This is a genomic window from Citrobacter sp. ABFQG, from assembly GCF_004322975.1.
Taxonomy (GTDB): Bacteria; Pseudomonadota; Gammaproteobacteria; order Enterobacterales; family Enterobacteriaceae; genus Citrobacter; species Citrobacter freundii.
The window spans coordinates 1,522,626-1,536,179 of the sequence record NZ_CP036435.1; the positions used below are offsets into that span (position 1 = coordinate 1,522,626).

Genomic DNA, 13,554 nt, shown 5'->3' on the forward strand with positions numbered 1-13,554 from the left:
TGGTTTCTTAGGGCGCCTTGCTTCGAGCATAAAAAAACCCGCGCAACGGCGCGGGTTTTTTGTCTTAACTGGAGCTGACTTAATGCTGAATGTCGTCCACCAGTCTACCGCGCAACGAAGATGCGTTTAGTAGTAGTAGACCGTTGAAACGAGCAATGTAAGTCATCAATTAAGCTCCAGGCGAATGCGATATGCTTTTAGTGGTACTGGATATGAAGACTGATGTCAACCCTCACTCCAGCAAATGCCTCGTTAGAGGGGGGAAGTTTCTGCAAAACTTAAGCGAATTGTGCTGAATTTTTCGGGCTACATAAAATTAATCAGTTGATGGTTGTACATAATTTTCATGTTTTGACATATTTGAGCATAGTTATTTGCATTTATTGTAACGGCGAACTGAAGGAAAAGTCGCTCTTGGGATTTCATATCTTAATGATTTATCTGTTTTTATAGTAATTATGAATGGCTATGGGTGGTGTAACACCACAAAATTGATAAATTAATGTTAACTTTTAATGTATTAATAATATAAACATTTAATTAAAACTTAAATACACATTCACTATACGTATGATTGTATATTCGCCATGCTTATGGTTATATTGTTTTTGAAATTTAAACATATGAATCACCGTGCAGTGACACTGCCACACTGCGATCGCATTGGTCTTTTGTTCATTTGGTTTGTGCCTTTATGTTTTCCTAATTTTAATGTTTTTTCTTTTTCTCATCTTATATGTATGGTAAATCATATTAACGGAGATTATTTCTTCACTCCGTCTGGGAAAAGGGAGTTTAGAGTGACAGTGGAGTTAAATATGCCAGAAGTAAAAATAACAGATAAAACAAATATTATAGATATTGGGAAACCACAGCTTCGCATGGTTGATCTTAATTTATTAACCGTCTTTGATGCGGTGATGCAAGAACAAAACATCACCCGTGCCGCGCATACTTTGGGGATGTCGCAACCTGCTGTCAGTAATGCGGTCGCGCGCCTGAAAATTATGTTTAATGATGAGCTTTTTGTTCGTTATGGACGCGGTATCCAGCCGACAGCAAGAGCCTTCCAGCTATTTGGTTCTGTTCGCCAGGCATTGCAATTAGTGCAGAATGAACTGCCTGGATCGGGTTTTGAGCCAGCCAGCAGCGAGCGCGTATTCAATCTTTGCGTATGCAGCCCATTGGATAATATTCTGACCTCGTTGATTTATAATAGGGTTGAGCAAGTTGCACCAAACATTCATGTCGTATTTAAATCTTCACTCAATCAAAATACAGAGCATCAATTACGTTACCAGGAAACTGAATTCGTTATTAGCTATGAAGAGTTCCGACGTCCTGAATTTACCAGTATTCCGTTATTCAATGACGAAATAGTGTTAGTGGCAAGTAAAAAGCATCCGCGCATTAGTGGTCCTTTACTGGAAAGCAATGTCTATAATGAACAGCATGCGGTGGTGTCACTTGATCGCTTCGCATCATTCAGCCAACCGTGGTATGACACACCGGATAAACAATCCTCCGTGGCTTATCAGGGCATGGCATTAATTAGTGTTCTAAATATTGTGTCGCAAACGCATTTGGTCTCTATTGCGCCGCGTTGGTTAGTAGAAGAATTTGCCGATTCTTTAGAACTACAGATCTTGCCTTTACCGTTAAAATTGAACAGCCGCACATGCTATCTTTCATGGCATGAAGCCGCAGGCCGGGATAAAGGACATCAATGGATGGAAGAGTTGTTAGTCTCCGTTTGTAAGCAGTAGCATTTAGCAGAGTAAACCGGACGGTGCATCCTGTTTATTCTGCTTTTAACTTTATAACTGAAATTTTATGCTGAACTCTATTTTTTACGTCTGTCCAAAAGTGTCAAAAAATAGAGTAATCGCTGTAAGTCCCCATTTTTAAGCGATTATTTATCATACTGATTGCTTATGCTGGTTTAATTCTCCGTTTATTCGCGTCTTTCCTCCTTTTTATTCTTATTTACTCCAGTGCCACCCCTTCGGAGTCAATTGCCATGCGTCATCGTCAGCGGTTAATGTGTTGTTAAACCGCAATTCATTATAAGAGTGAGGCAAGCCATGGAGATGTTGTCTGGAGCCGAGATGGTCGTCCGATCGCTCATCGATCAGGGTGTGAAGCAGGTATTCGGTTATCCCGGGGGGGCCGTCCTCGATATTTATGATGCCCTGCATACGGTCGGCGGTATTGATCATGTGCTGGTCCGCCATGAACAAGCGGCGGTACATATGGCTGATGGCCTTGCGCGTGCCACGGGAGAAGTGGGGGTAGTATTGGTCACCTCCGGGCCGGGGGCGACCAACGCGATTACCGGGATCGCAACGGCTTACATGGATTCCATTCCGCTGGTGATCCTCTCCGGACAGGTCGCAACGTCGCTGATTGGCTACGATGCCTTCCAGGAGTGCGACATGGTAGGTATATCCCGCCCGGTGGTGAAACATAGCTTCCTGGTCAAACAAACGGAAGATATCCCGCAGGTGCTGAAAAAAGCCTTCTGGCTGGCAGCAAGCGGTCGTCCGGGGCCAGTGGTGGTGGATTTGCCGAAGGATATTCTGAATCCGGCGAAGAAACTGCCTTATAGCTGGCCGGACTCGGTGAGTATGCGCTCGTATAATCCGACGACGACGGGACATAAAGGACAGATAAAACGGGCGTTGCAGACGCTGGTCGCGGCGAAGAAACCGGTTGTCTATGTGGGCGGTGGCGCGGTCAATGCCGCTTGCCATGAGCAGTTAGCTCAGATTGCTGAAGCGCTGAATCTGCCGGTTGTCTCCTCGCTCATGGGGTTGGGCGCGTTTCCGGCCACGCATCGTCAGGCGCTGGGCATGTTGGGCATGCACGGTACTTACGAAGCCAATATGACCATGCATCATTCCGATGTGATCTTTGCTGTCGGCGTTCGCTTTGACGATCGAACGACGAATAACCTGGCAAAATATTGTCCGAATGCGACCGTGCTGCATATCGATATCGATCCGACCTCTATTTCCAAAACCGTTACTGCGGATATTCCGATTGTGGGGGATGCCCGCCTGGTGCTGGATCAGATGCTCGAACTACTGGAGCAGGAGAAATCTCAGCAGCCGCTGGATGATAATCGTGACTGGTGGCAACAGATTGAGCACTGGCGCGCCCGTCAGTGTCTGAAATACGACACGCAAAGCGAAAGTATTAAGCCGCAGGCGGTGATTGAAACCATCTGGCGTCTGACGAAAGGGGAGGCGTATGTGACTTCTGACGTTGGCCAGCACCAGATGTTTGCCGCACTTTACTATCCGTTCGATAAACCGCGTCGCTGGATTAACTCAGGCGGCCTCGGCACTATGGGATTCGGTTTACCTGCGGCGTTAGGGGTGAAAATGGCTTTGCCGGATGAAACGGTAGTGTGCGTCACCGGGGATGGCAGCATTCAGATGAATATCCAGGAACTGTCGACGGCGCTGCAATATGAACTGCCGGTGCTGGTACTCAACCTTAATAACCGTTATCTCGGCATGGTCAAACAGTGGCAGGACATGATCTACTCCGGGCGTCACTCACAGTCTTACATGCAGTCGCTGCCCGATTTCGTGCGCCTTGCTGAGGCTTATGGGCATATCGGTATCCAGATTAATCGGCCTGAAGAACTTGAGAGCAAGCTGGGCGAAGCGCTGGAACATGTGCGTAACCATCGTCTGGTGTTTGTCGATGTCACCGTCGACGGTAGTGAACATGTCTACCCGATGCAGATTCGTGGGGGTGGGATGGATGAAATGTGGTTAAGCAAAACGGAGAGGACCTGATTATGCGCCGGATATTATCAGTATTGCTTGAAAACGAGTCAGGTGCATTATCGCGTGTGATTGGCCTCTTCGCCCAGCGTGGTTACAACATTGAAAGCCTGACCGTCGCGCCGACCGACGATCCGACCTTATCGCGGATGACGATTCAGACGGTAGGGGATGAGAAAGTCCTTGAGCAGATCGAAAAGCAGCTCCACAAACTGGTGGATGTTCTGCGCGTTAGCGAGCTGGGGCAGGGCGCTCACGTTGAACGAGAAATCATGCTGGTGAAAATCCAGGCCAGCGGTTATGGCCGGGAAGAAGTGAAACGCAACACGGAGATTTTCCGCGGGCAAATCATCGATGTCACGCCGTCTATATACACCGTACAACTGGCGGGCACCAGCGATAAGCTGGATGCGTTTCTGGCAACGCTGCGTGAAGTCGCTAAAATTGTGGAAGTTGCTCGCTCCGGCGTGGTGGGGCTTTCCCGTGGCGATAAAATCATGCGTTAATCATGATCGGGTTCTTAATTCGCAAGCCCAACGACTCAGGTTGGGCTTTTTTTTGCGAAATCAGCGGTAACCAGAGACAAAAGCGGTTGCCGGAGTCATTATTCTGCGCTTAGATGTTAATAAATTTAACCCATGCCATCACAAAGGTTATGGTTTGTACATTTTACGCAAGGGGCAATTGTGAAACTGGATGAAATCGCTCGGTTGGCCGGCGTTTCGCGAACGACTGCAAGCTACGTTATTAATGGCAAAGCAAAGCAATATCGCGTAAGCGACAAAACGGTTGAAAAAGTCATGGCGGTGGTGCGCGAGCATAATTACCACCCGAATGCCGTGGCGGCCGGGCTGCGTGCTGGACGCACACGTTCTATCGGGCTGGTGATCCCGGATCTTGAGAACACGAGCTATACCCGGATCGCAAACTATCTGGAGCGCCAGGCGCGTCAACGTGGGTATCAGCTGTTGATTGCCTGCTCTGAAGATCAGCCAGATAACGAAATGCGCTGTATTGAGCATCTTTTACAGCGCCAGGTCGATGCCATTATTGTGTCGACTTCCTTGCCGCCTGAACATCCGTTCTACCAACGCTGGGCAAACAGTTCATTCCCGATTGTGGCGCTGGATCGTGCACTGGATCGCGAACATTTTACCAGCGTTGTGGGTGCAGATCAGGATGATGCGGAAATGCTGGCGGAAGAGTTACGCAAATTCCCTGCTGAAACCGTCCTCTATCTGGGCGCGCTTCCTGAATTATCCGTCAGTTTCCTGCGCGAACAGGGTTTTCGTACCGCGTGGAAGGACGATCCGCGTGAAGTCCATTTCCTGTACGCCAACAGCTATGAGCGGGAAGCTGCAGCGCAGCTGTTTGATAAATGGCTGGAAACGCACCCAATGCCTCAGGCGTTGTTTACCACGTCGTTTGCCCTGTTGCAGGGGGTGATGGATGTGACCCTGCGTCGTGATGGGCAGTTGCCGTCTGATTTAGCGATTGCGACTTTTGGCGATCATGAACTGCTCGACTTCCTGCAGTGCCCTGTACTGGCGGTGGCACAGCGCCATCGTGATGTCGCGGAACGCGTGCTGGAGATTGTACTGGCAAGCCTGGACGAACCGCGTAAACCAAAACCAGGTTTAACGCGTATACGGCGTAATCTGTACCGTCGCGGTATTCTCAGCCGTAACTAAGTTTCCTCAATTGATGACGTCGGCGGGATAAGCCTCTGACGTCTTCAGTTTTTCTATTCTCAGAAATAACTGCATTATATTTAAGAATATTCTTTAGAATTATCTGAAATGTATTCTTGAAATACCCCGAATTAAAAATGCAACTATCCATTTTTGGGTTATTGATACGTAACGACGCGTTACGGTTGTATTATTTTGTTACATGCATGTGTGGATTTGCCGAATTAACAAACACTTTGCTCTCGTATTGCGGCCATCTGGTGCTTACCTTGGTCCTGCGCGGCGTACAGACCGATTAACTGGTACTGTTAACTCGCTGCATATTGTCCTAAAATGCCGCTCGCGTCGCAAACTGACACTTTATATTTTCTTCTGATGATATTCAGTTGTTTTAAACAATGATGAGTTGTTGGATTTTTTTCTTACAAATATTCATGACGTTAATTTGCTTCGTTTGCTGTACGGATTTTGTTCAACGCTGATATTAGCCGTAAACAATGGGTTTTTTGCTCCGCTAAGCGCCGCGACTTGCTTGACAAGGTTTTCCTCCGCTCCGTAAACTCCTTTAAGTGGGAATTTGTGGGATAAAGTGGTAATCGGGGGTGAGACTGGCATGTTCCGGGGAGCAACGTTAGTTAATCTCGACAGTAAAGGGCGCTTATCCGTGCCTACCCGTTATCGGGATCAACTGCTTGAGAGCGCTACCGGTCAAATGGTTTGCACCATTGACATCCATCACCCGTGCCTGCTGCTGTACCCCCTGCCTGAATGGGAAATAATCGAGCAGAAGCTATCGCGTCTGTCGAGCATGAATCCAGTTGAGCGTCGCGTACAGCGCTTATTGTTGGGTCATGCCAGCGAATGTCAGATGGATAACGCTGGTCGATTACTGATAGCGCCCATTCTGCGGCAACACGCAGGGCTAACGAAAGAAGTGATGCTGGTTGGGCAGTTCAATAAGTTTGAGCTGTGGGATGAAACGACCTGGTATCAACAGGTCAAGGAAGATATCGACGCTGAGCAGTCTGTTACTGGCGCGTTGTCGGAACGATTGCAGGATTTGTCTCTATAAAATGACGGAAAATTATAAACATACAACGGTGTTGCTGGATGAAGCCGTAAACGGCCTGAATATTCGTCCAGACGGCATCTACATTGACGGGACATTTGGTCGCGGTGGTCACTCACGTCTGATCCTCTCCCAGCTTGGCGAAGAGGGGCGTTTACTGGCAATCGATCGCGATCCGCAGGCTATTGCCGTTGCTAAAACGATTACCGATCCTCGCTTCTCCATCGTACATGGACCTTTCTCTGCGCTGGCTGACTATGTCGCTGAGCGTGGACTGACCGGTAAGATCGACGGGATTCTTCTCGATCTGGGCGTTTCTTCACCGCAGCTCGATGACGCAGAGCGCGGTTTTTCGTTTATGCGTGACGGTCCGTTAGATATGCGTATGGACCCAACACGCGGTCAGTCAGCGGCCGAATGGCTGCAAACCGCCGATGAAGCAGACATTGCCTGGGTGATTAAAACCTTTGGCGAAGAGCGCTTCGGCAAACGCATTGCGCGCGCCATCGTGGAGCGTAACCGCATCGAACCGATGACCCGCACCAAAGAACTGGCGGAAGTTATTGCGGCGGCAATGCCGGTGAAGGACAAATTCAAACATCCCGCGACCCGTACCTTCCAGGCGGTGCGCATTTGGGTGAACAGTGAACTGGAGGAGATAGAGCAGGCGCTAAAAAGCTCGCTCAGCGTGCTGGCTCCAGGTGGTCGCCTTTCGATCATCAGTTTCCATTCGCTTGAAGACCGCATTGTGAAACGCTTTATGCGTGAACAAAGCCGTGGTCCTCAGGTACCGGCTGGAATACCGATGACCGAAGCGCAGATCAAAAAACTGGGCGGCCGTGAGTTAAGAGCACTAGGCAAGATGATGCCGGGTGAAGAAGAGGTCGCTGAGAATCCTCGTGCCCGTAGTTCAGTTCTGCGTATTGCAGAGAGGACGAACGCATGATCAGCAGAGTGACAGAAGCCCTCAGCAAAGTTAAAGGATCGATAGGAAGCAACGAGCGCCATGCCTTGCCTGGCGTGATCGGTGACGATCTTTTGCGGTTTGGGAAGCTGCCACTCTGCCTGTTCATTTGCATTATTTTGACGGCGGTTACCGTCGTGACAACAGCGCACCATACGCGGTTACTGACTGCGCAGCGTGAGCAGCTGGTCCTGGAGCGAGATGCGCTGGATATCGAATGGCGTAACTTGATCCTTGAGGAGAACGCGCTCGGCGACCATAGCCGTGTTGAACGGATCGCAACGGAAAAGCTGCAAATGCAGCATGTCGATCCCTCACAAGAAAATATCGTAGTACAAAAATAAGGATAAACGCGACGCATGAAAGCAGCGGCAAAAACGCACAAACCAAAACGCCAGGAAGAACAAGCCAACTTTATCAGTTGGCGTTTTGCGTTACTGTGCGGCTGTATTTTGCTGGCACTGGGTTTTCTGCTGGGTCGCGTTGCCTGGCTGCAAATCATCGCGCCGGACATGCTGGTGCGTCAGGGTGATATGCGCTCTCTACGCGTCCAGGAAGTGTCTACATCGCGCGGAATGATTACCGACCGCTCTGGTCGTCCGCTGGCGGTGAGTGTTCCGGTTAAAGCTATATGGGCCGACCCGAAAGAAGTACATGATGCCGGCGGAGTGAGCGTTGGCGAACGCTGGAGAGCGCTGTCAACCGCGCTGAATCTCCCGCTCGATCAACTGGCTTCCCGCATTAACGCGAATCCGAAAGGGCGCTTTATCTATCTGGCGCGTCAGGTAAACCCTGACATGGCTGATTACATCAAAAAACTGAAGCTGCCAGGTATCCATCTGCGCGAAGAATCCCGCCGTTACTACCCTTCCGGGGAAGTGACTGCTCACCTCATCGGATTTACGAACGTCGACAGCCAGGGCATTGAAGGCGTTGAGAAGAGCTTCGACAAGTGGCTCACCGGACAACCGGGCGAGCGTATTGTACGTAAAGACCGGTATGGCCGCGTCATTGAAGATATCTCCTCTACCGACAGCCAGGCGGCGCATAACCTCGCGTTGAGCATTGATGAGCGTTTACAGGCACTGGTCTACCGTGAACTGAATAACGCCGTGGCGTTCAACAAGGCGGAGTCAGGCAGTGCGGTACTGGTGGATGTGAACACCGGTGAAGTGCTGGCAATGGCCAACAGTCCGTCCTACAACCCGAACAATCTCACCGGTACGCCAAAAGACGCGATGCGTAACCGCACCATTACCGACGTGTTTGAACCGGGTTCTACCGTTAAACCGATGGTGGTGATGACCGCGCTGCAGCGCGGTGTGGTACGCGAAAATACGGTCCTCAACACTATCCCTTACCGAATTAATGGTCACGAAATCAAAGACGTGGCACGTTATAGCGAATTAACCCTCACCGGGGTTTTGCAGAAGTCGAGTAACGTCGGTGTTTCCAAGCTGGCGTTAGCGATGCCGTCCTCAGCGTTAGTAGATACTTACTCACGTTTTGGGCTGGGAAAAGCGACCAATTTGGGGTTGGTCGGAGAACGCAGTGGCTTATATCCTCAAAAACAACGGTGGTCTGACATAGAGAGGGCCACCTTCTCTTTCGGCTACGGGCTAATGGTAACGCCGTTACAGTTAGCGCGAGTCTATGCAACGATCGGCAGTTACGGCGTTTATCGTCCACTGTCGATTACTAAAGTTGACCCTCCAGTTCCGGGCGAGCGTATCTTCCCGGAAGCGACCGTACGTACCGTGGTGCACATGATGGAAAGCGTGGCGCTGCCCGGCGGCGGCGGCGTGAAGGCGGCGATTAAAGGTTATCGTATCGCCATTAAAACCGGTACAGCGAAAAAAGTAGGGCCGGATGGCCGCTACATCAACAAATACATTGCTTATACCGCAGGTGTTGCGCCTGCGAGTCAGCCGCGCTTCGCGCTGGTTGTTGTTATCAACGATCCGCAGGCGGGTAAATACTACGGTGGCGCCGTTTCCGCGCCGGTCTTTGGTGCCATCATGGGCGGCGTACTGCGTACCATGAACATCGAGCCGGATGCGCTGACAACGGGCGATAAAAATGAATTTGTGAATAATCAAGGCGAGGCAACAGGTGGCAGATCGTAATTTGCGCGACCTTCTTGCTCCATGGGTGCCGGGTGCACCGGAGCGAGCACTGCGGGAGATGACGCTTGACAGCCGTGTGGCTGCATCGGGCGATCTCTTTGTCGCAGTATTAGGTCATCAGGCGGACGGGCGTCGGTATATCCCGCAGGCGATAGCGCAAGGTGTGGCTGCCATTATTGCAGAAGCGAAAGATGAAGCTACTGATGGTGAAATCCGTGAAATGCACGGCGTTCCGGTCATCTATCTTAGTCAGCTTAACGAACGTTTATCTGCACTGGCAGGCCGTTTTTACCACGAGCCTTCTGAGAAAATGCGTCTGGTCGGTGTGACCGGGACTAACGGTAAAACCACCACCACCCAACTGCTGGCACAGTGGAGCCAACTGCTTGGCGAAACCAGCGCGGTGATGGGAACAGTAGGCAATGGCCTGCTGGGCAAAGTGATCCCGACGGAAAATACCACCGGTTCAGCCGTTGATGTCCAGCATGTGCTGGCGGGGCTGGTTGCGCAGGGCGCAACGGTTGGCGCAATGGAAGTCTCTTCACACGGTCTGGTTCAGCATCGCGTGGCGGCGCTGAAGTTTTCCGCATCAGTATTTACTAACTTAAGCCGTGACCATCTCGACTACCACGGCGACATGGAACATTACGAAGCCGCAAAATGGCTGCTGTATTCCACGCACCATTGCGGTCAGGCCATCGTCAATGCGGATGATGAAGTCGGTCGTCGCTGGCTGGCGAAACTCCCGGATGCGGTTGCCGTTTCGATGGAAGACCACATCAACCCGAACTGTCACGGTCGTTGGTTAAAAGCGGTTGACGTGAAGTATCACGACAGCGGGGCAACGATTCGTTTTACCTCCTCATGGGGCGACGGCGAAATTGAAAGCCGCCTGATGGGGGCGTTTAACGTCAGTAATCTGCTGCTGGCGTTGGCAACGCTGCTGGCACTGGGCTATCCGTTAGCTGATTTACTGAAAACGGCGACACAATTGCAGCCGGTTTGCGGGCGTATGGAAGTGTTCAGTGCGCCGGGTAAAACTACCGTGGTTGTTGATTACGCCCATACGCCAGATGCGCTGGAAAAAGCGCTACAGGCGGCACGTTTGCACTGTACTGGCAAACTGTGGTGCGTCTTTGGCTGCGGCGGCGATCGCGATAAAGGCAAACGTCCGTTGATGGGCGCAATTGCCGAGCAGTTTGCAGATGTTGTCGTGGTGACTGATGACAACCCGCGTACCGAAGAGCCACGCGCCATTATTAACGACATTCTGGCGGGGATGCTGGATGCCGGACAGGCGAAGGTGATGGAAGGTCGCGCAGAAGCGGTGACAAACGCCATTATGCAGGCGAAAGAAAATGATGTGGTGCTGGTGGCCGGTAAAGGTCATGAAGACTACCAGATCGTTGGTTCACAGCGCCTCGATTATTCTGACCGCGTCACGGCAGCGCGTCTGCTGGGGGTTATCGCATGATTAGCGTAACGCTCAGCCAACTGGCGGAGATCCTCCGTGGCGAATTGAAAGGGGCCGATCTGACCCTTGATGCCGTAACAACCGATACGCGTAAAGTGACGCCGGGCTGCCTGTTTGTGGCACTGAAAGGCGAACGCTTTGATGCCCATGATTTTGCAGACAAAGCGCAAGAGAGCGGGGCCGGTGCGCTGTTGGTCAGCCGCCCGTTGGACACCAACCTGCCGCAGCTGATTGTTAACGATACGCGTCTGGCGTTTGGTGAACTGGCTGCGTGGGTTCGCGCCCAGGTTCCGGCGCGCGTTGTCGCGCTGACCGGCTCATCCGGTAAAACGTCCGTCAAAGAGATGACGGCTGCCATTCTGAGCCAGTGTGGTAACACCCTATATACCGCGGGCAACCTGAATAACGACATCGGTGTACCGATGACGCTGCTGCGCTTAAACAACGATTACGACTATGCCGTGATTGAGCTCGGTGCCAACCATCAGGGCGAAATCGCCTGGACCGTCGGCCTGACGCGTCCGGAAGCGGCGCTGGTGAACAACCTGGCCGCCGCGCACCTGGAAGGCTTCGGCTCTCTGGCGGGCGTTGCGAAGGCAAAAGGTGAGATTTTTACCGGTCTGTCAGCGAACGGTATCGCCATTATGAATGCCGACAACAACGACTGGCTGAACTGGCAAAGCATCATCGGCGATCGCAAAGTCTGGCGTTTCTCCCCGAATGCAGCCAATAGCGACTTTTCGGCGACCAACGTTCATGTGACCTCGCATGGCACGGAATTTTCTCTGCAAACGCCGACCGGAAGCATTGATGTCCTGCTGCCGTTACCGGGTCGCCATAATATCGCTAACGCCCTTGCGGCGGCGGCGCTCTCTATGGCGGTAGGCGCGACGCACGAGGCGATCAAAGCGGGGTTGAAGGATCTGCAAGCGGTACCGGGGCGTCTGTTCCCGATTCAACTCGCGGAAAATCAGCTGCTGCTGGACGACTCCTATAACGCGAACGTCGGTTCGATGACCGCAGCGGTGCAGGTGCTGTCTGAAATGCCGGGCTATCGCGTACTGGTCGTTGGTGATATGGCAGAGCTTGGCGCAGAAAGCGAAGCATGCCATGTACAGGTGGGTGTTGCTGCGAAAGCCGCAGGCATCGACCGTGTACTGAGTACGGGAAAACTGAGTCAGGCAATTAGCGACGCCAGTGGCGTTGGCGAACATTTTGCGGATAAAAGTGCGCTGGCCGCGCATCTTAAGGCATTGATTGCAGAACATCAGGTCATGACGATTTTAGTGAAGGGTTCACGTAGTGCCGCCATGGAAGAGGTAGTACGCGCATTACAGGAGAATGGGACATGTTAGTTTGGCTGGCCGAACATTTGGTCAAATATTATTCCGGCTTTAACGTCTTTTCCTATCTGACGTTTCGCGCCATCGTCAGCCTGCTGACCGCGCTGTTCATCTCTTTGTGGATGGGACCGCGCATGATTGCCCGCTTACAAAAAATGTCCTTTGGACAGGTCGTACGTAACGACGGTCCGGAATCGCACTTCAGTAAACGCGGTACGCCAACCATGGGGGGGATCATGATCCTCACCGCGATAGTTATCTCCGTACTGCTGTGGGCATATCCGTCGAACCCGTACGTATGGTGCGTGCTGGTGGTATTGATTGGCTACGGCATTATCGGTTTTGTCGATGACTACCGCAAAGTGGTGCGCAAAGATACCAAGGGCCTGATTGCCCGCTGGAAGTACTTCTGGATGTCGGTGATTGCGCTGGGTGTAGCCTTTGCGCTGTACCTCGCTGGTAAAGACACCCCGGCTACCGAGCTGGTGGTGCCGTTCTTTAAAGACGTGATGCCGCAACTGGGTCTGTTCTATGTTCTGCTGGCCTACTTCGTGATTGTGGGGACCGGCAACGCGGTCAATCTCACCGATGGCCTGGATGGTCTGGCGATTATGCCGACCGTGTTCGTAGCAGCGGGTTTTGCGCTGGTGGCATGGGCTACCGGTAACATGAACTTTGCCAACTATCTGCACATTCCCTACTTACGCCATGCAGGCGAACTGGTGATCGTCTGTACGGCGATTGTCGGCGCGGGATTAGGTTTCCTGTGGTTTAACACCTATCCGGCGCAGGTCTTTATGGGTGACGTCGGTTCGCTGGCGCTGGGGGGCGCGCTGGGCATTATTGCCGTGCTGCTGCGTCAAGAGTTCCTGCTGGTAATCATGGGCGGCGTATTTGTTGTAGAAACGCTGTCGGTCATTCTGCAGGTTGGCTCCTTTAAGCTGCGCGGACAGCGCATCTTCCGTATGGCGCCGATTCACCATCACTATGAACTGAAAGGCTGGCCGGAACCGCGCGTCATTGTGCGCTTCTGGATTATTTCGCTGATGCTGGTGCTGATTGGCCTGGCAACGCTGAAGGTACGTTAATC

12 protein-coding genes are annotated in these 13,554 nt (G+C 51.7%); 11 read left to right on the forward strand and 1 reads right to left on the reverse strand.

Annotated features, from left to right (window positions below):
• Positions 1-79 precede the first annotated feature (79 nt).
• Positions 80-166 (reverse strand): leu operon leader peptide, encoded by an 87-nt coding sequence (leuL, locus tag WN16_RS07390; protein WP_048998978.1) that lies wholly within the window; start codon positions 164-166, stop codon positions 80-82.
• 652 nt (positions 167-818) lie between these two features.
• Here leuL and leuO point away from each other — a divergent pair.
• The 11 genes from leuO to mraY all read left to right on the forward strand — a co-directional run bounded on the left by leuO (position 819) and on the right by mraY (position 13,552).
• Entirely contained in the window at positions 819-1,766 is a 948-nt protein-coding gene (gene leuO / locus WN16_RS07395) for a transcriptional regulator LeuO (protein ID WP_103790811.1), read from the forward strand.
• A gap of 318 nt (positions 1,767-2,084) precedes the next feature.
• Positions 2,085-3,809 carry an acetolactate synthase 3 large subunit gene (gene ilvI, locus WN16_RS07400; protein WP_003845729.1) on the forward strand — a complete coding sequence of 575 codons (1,725 nt, stop codon included), beginning with the start codon at positions 2,085-2,087 and terminating at the stop codon, positions 3,807-3,809.
• A gap of 2 nt (positions 3,810-3,811) precedes the next feature.
• Positions 3,812-4,303, forward strand: a complete 492-nt coding sequence (ilvN, locus tag WN16_RS07405) for an acetolactate synthase small subunit (RefSeq protein ID WP_003829566.1) — start codon at positions 3,812-3,814, stop codon at positions 4,301-4,303.
• 180 nt (positions 4,304-4,483) lie between these two features.
• Positions 4,484-5,488: a catabolite repressor/activator gene (gene cra / locus WN16_RS07410; RefSeq protein ID WP_003018794.1), complete on the forward strand. Its 1,005-nt coding sequence runs from the start codon at positions 4,484-4,486 to the stop codon at positions 5,486-5,488.
• Between the two features lie 613 nt (positions 5,489-6,101).
• Positions 6,102-6,560 (forward strand): division/cell wall cluster transcriptional repressor MraZ, encoded by a 459-nt coding sequence (mraZ, locus tag WN16_RS07415; RefSeq protein WP_003018792.1) that lies wholly within the window; start codon positions 6,102-6,104, stop codon positions 6,558-6,560.
• A gap of 1 nt (position 6,561) precedes the next feature.
• Positions 6,562-7,503, forward strand: a complete 942-nt coding sequence (gene rsmH / locus WN16_RS07420; protein ID WP_003018789.1) for a 16S rRNA (cytosine(1402)-N(4))-methyltransferase RsmH — start codon at positions 6,562-6,564, stop codon at positions 7,501-7,503.
• The gene (ftsL, locus tag WN16_RS07425; RefSeq protein WP_000625651.1) at positions 7,500-7,865 is read left to right on the forward strand and encodes a cell division protein FtsL; all 366 of its coding nucleotides are present in this window, start codon (positions 7,500-7,502) and stop codon (positions 7,863-7,865) included. Before rsmH ends, ftsL begins: the two co-directional genes overlap by 4 nt.
• 15 nt (positions 7,866-7,880) lie before the next feature.
• A complete protein-coding gene (gene ftsI / locus WN16_RS07430) occupies positions 7,881-9,647 on the forward strand; it encodes a peptidoglycan glycosyltransferase FtsI (protein WP_003018783.1) in 1,767 nt (588 codons plus the stop codon).
• Positions 9,634-11,121, forward strand: coding sequence for a UDP-N-acetylmuramoyl-L-alanyl-D-glutamate--2,6-diaminopimelate ligase (murE, locus tag WN16_RS07435; RefSeq protein ID WP_003845734.1), 1,488 nt, complete (start codon positions 9,634-9,636; stop codon positions 11,119-11,121). Before ftsI ends, murE begins: the two co-directional genes overlap by 14 nt.
• Complete coding sequence (murF, locus tag WN16_RS07440; protein WP_003018777.1) at positions 11,118-12,476, forward strand: UDP-N-acetylmuramoyl-tripeptide--D-alanyl-D-alanine ligase; 1,359 nt, start codon at positions 11,118-11,120, stop codon at positions 12,474-12,476. Before murE ends, murF begins: the two co-directional genes overlap by 4 nt.
• Entirely contained in the window at positions 12,470-13,552 is a 1,083-nt protein-coding gene (gene mraY, locus WN16_RS07445; protein WP_003018774.1) for a phospho-N-acetylmuramoyl-pentapeptide-transferase, read from the forward strand. Before murF ends, mraY begins: the two co-directional genes overlap by 7 nt.
• Positions 13,553-13,554 lie beyond the last annotated feature (2 nt).

What these genes read in the sequence shown, in the direction of transcription:
- leuL (WP_048998978.1), bottom strand. Translation starts at nt 166, where the DNA reads ATGACTTACATTGCTCGTTTCAACGGTCTACTACTACTAAACGCATCT.
- leuO (WP_103790811.1), top strand. Translation starts at nt 819, where the DNA reads ATGCCAGAAGTAAAAATAACAGATAAAACAAATATTATAGATATTGGG.
- ilvI (WP_003845729.1), top strand. Translation starts at nt 2,085, where the DNA reads ATGGAGATGTTGTCTGGAGCCGAGATGGTCGTCCGATCGCTCATCGAT.
- ilvN (WP_003829566.1), top strand. Translation starts at nt 3,812, where the DNA reads ATGCGCCGGATATTATCAGTATTGCTTGAAAACGAGTCAGGTGCATTA.
- mraZ (WP_003018792.1), top strand. Translation starts at nt 6,102, where the DNA reads ATGTTCCGGGGAGCAACGTTAGTTAATCTCGACAGTAAAGGGCGCTTA.
- rsmH (WP_003018789.1), top strand. Translation starts at nt 6,562, where the DNA reads ATGACGGAAAATTATAAACATACAACGGTGTTGCTGGATGAAGCCGTA.
- ftsL (WP_000625651.1), top strand. Translation starts at nt 7,500, where the DNA reads ATGATCAGCAGAGTGACAGAAGCCCTCAGCAAAGTTAAAGGATCGATA.
- ftsI (WP_003018783.1), top strand. Translation starts at nt 7,881, where the DNA reads ATGAAAGCAGCGGCAAAAACGCACAAACCAAAACGCCAGGAAGAACAA.
- murF (WP_003018777.1), top strand. Translation starts at nt 11,118, where the DNA reads ATGATTAGCGTAACGCTCAGCCAACTGGCGGAGATCCTCCGTGGCGAA.
- mraY (WP_003018774.1), top strand. Translation starts at nt 12,470, where the DNA reads ATGTTAGTTTGGCTGGCCGAACATTTGGTCAAATATTATTCCGGCTTT.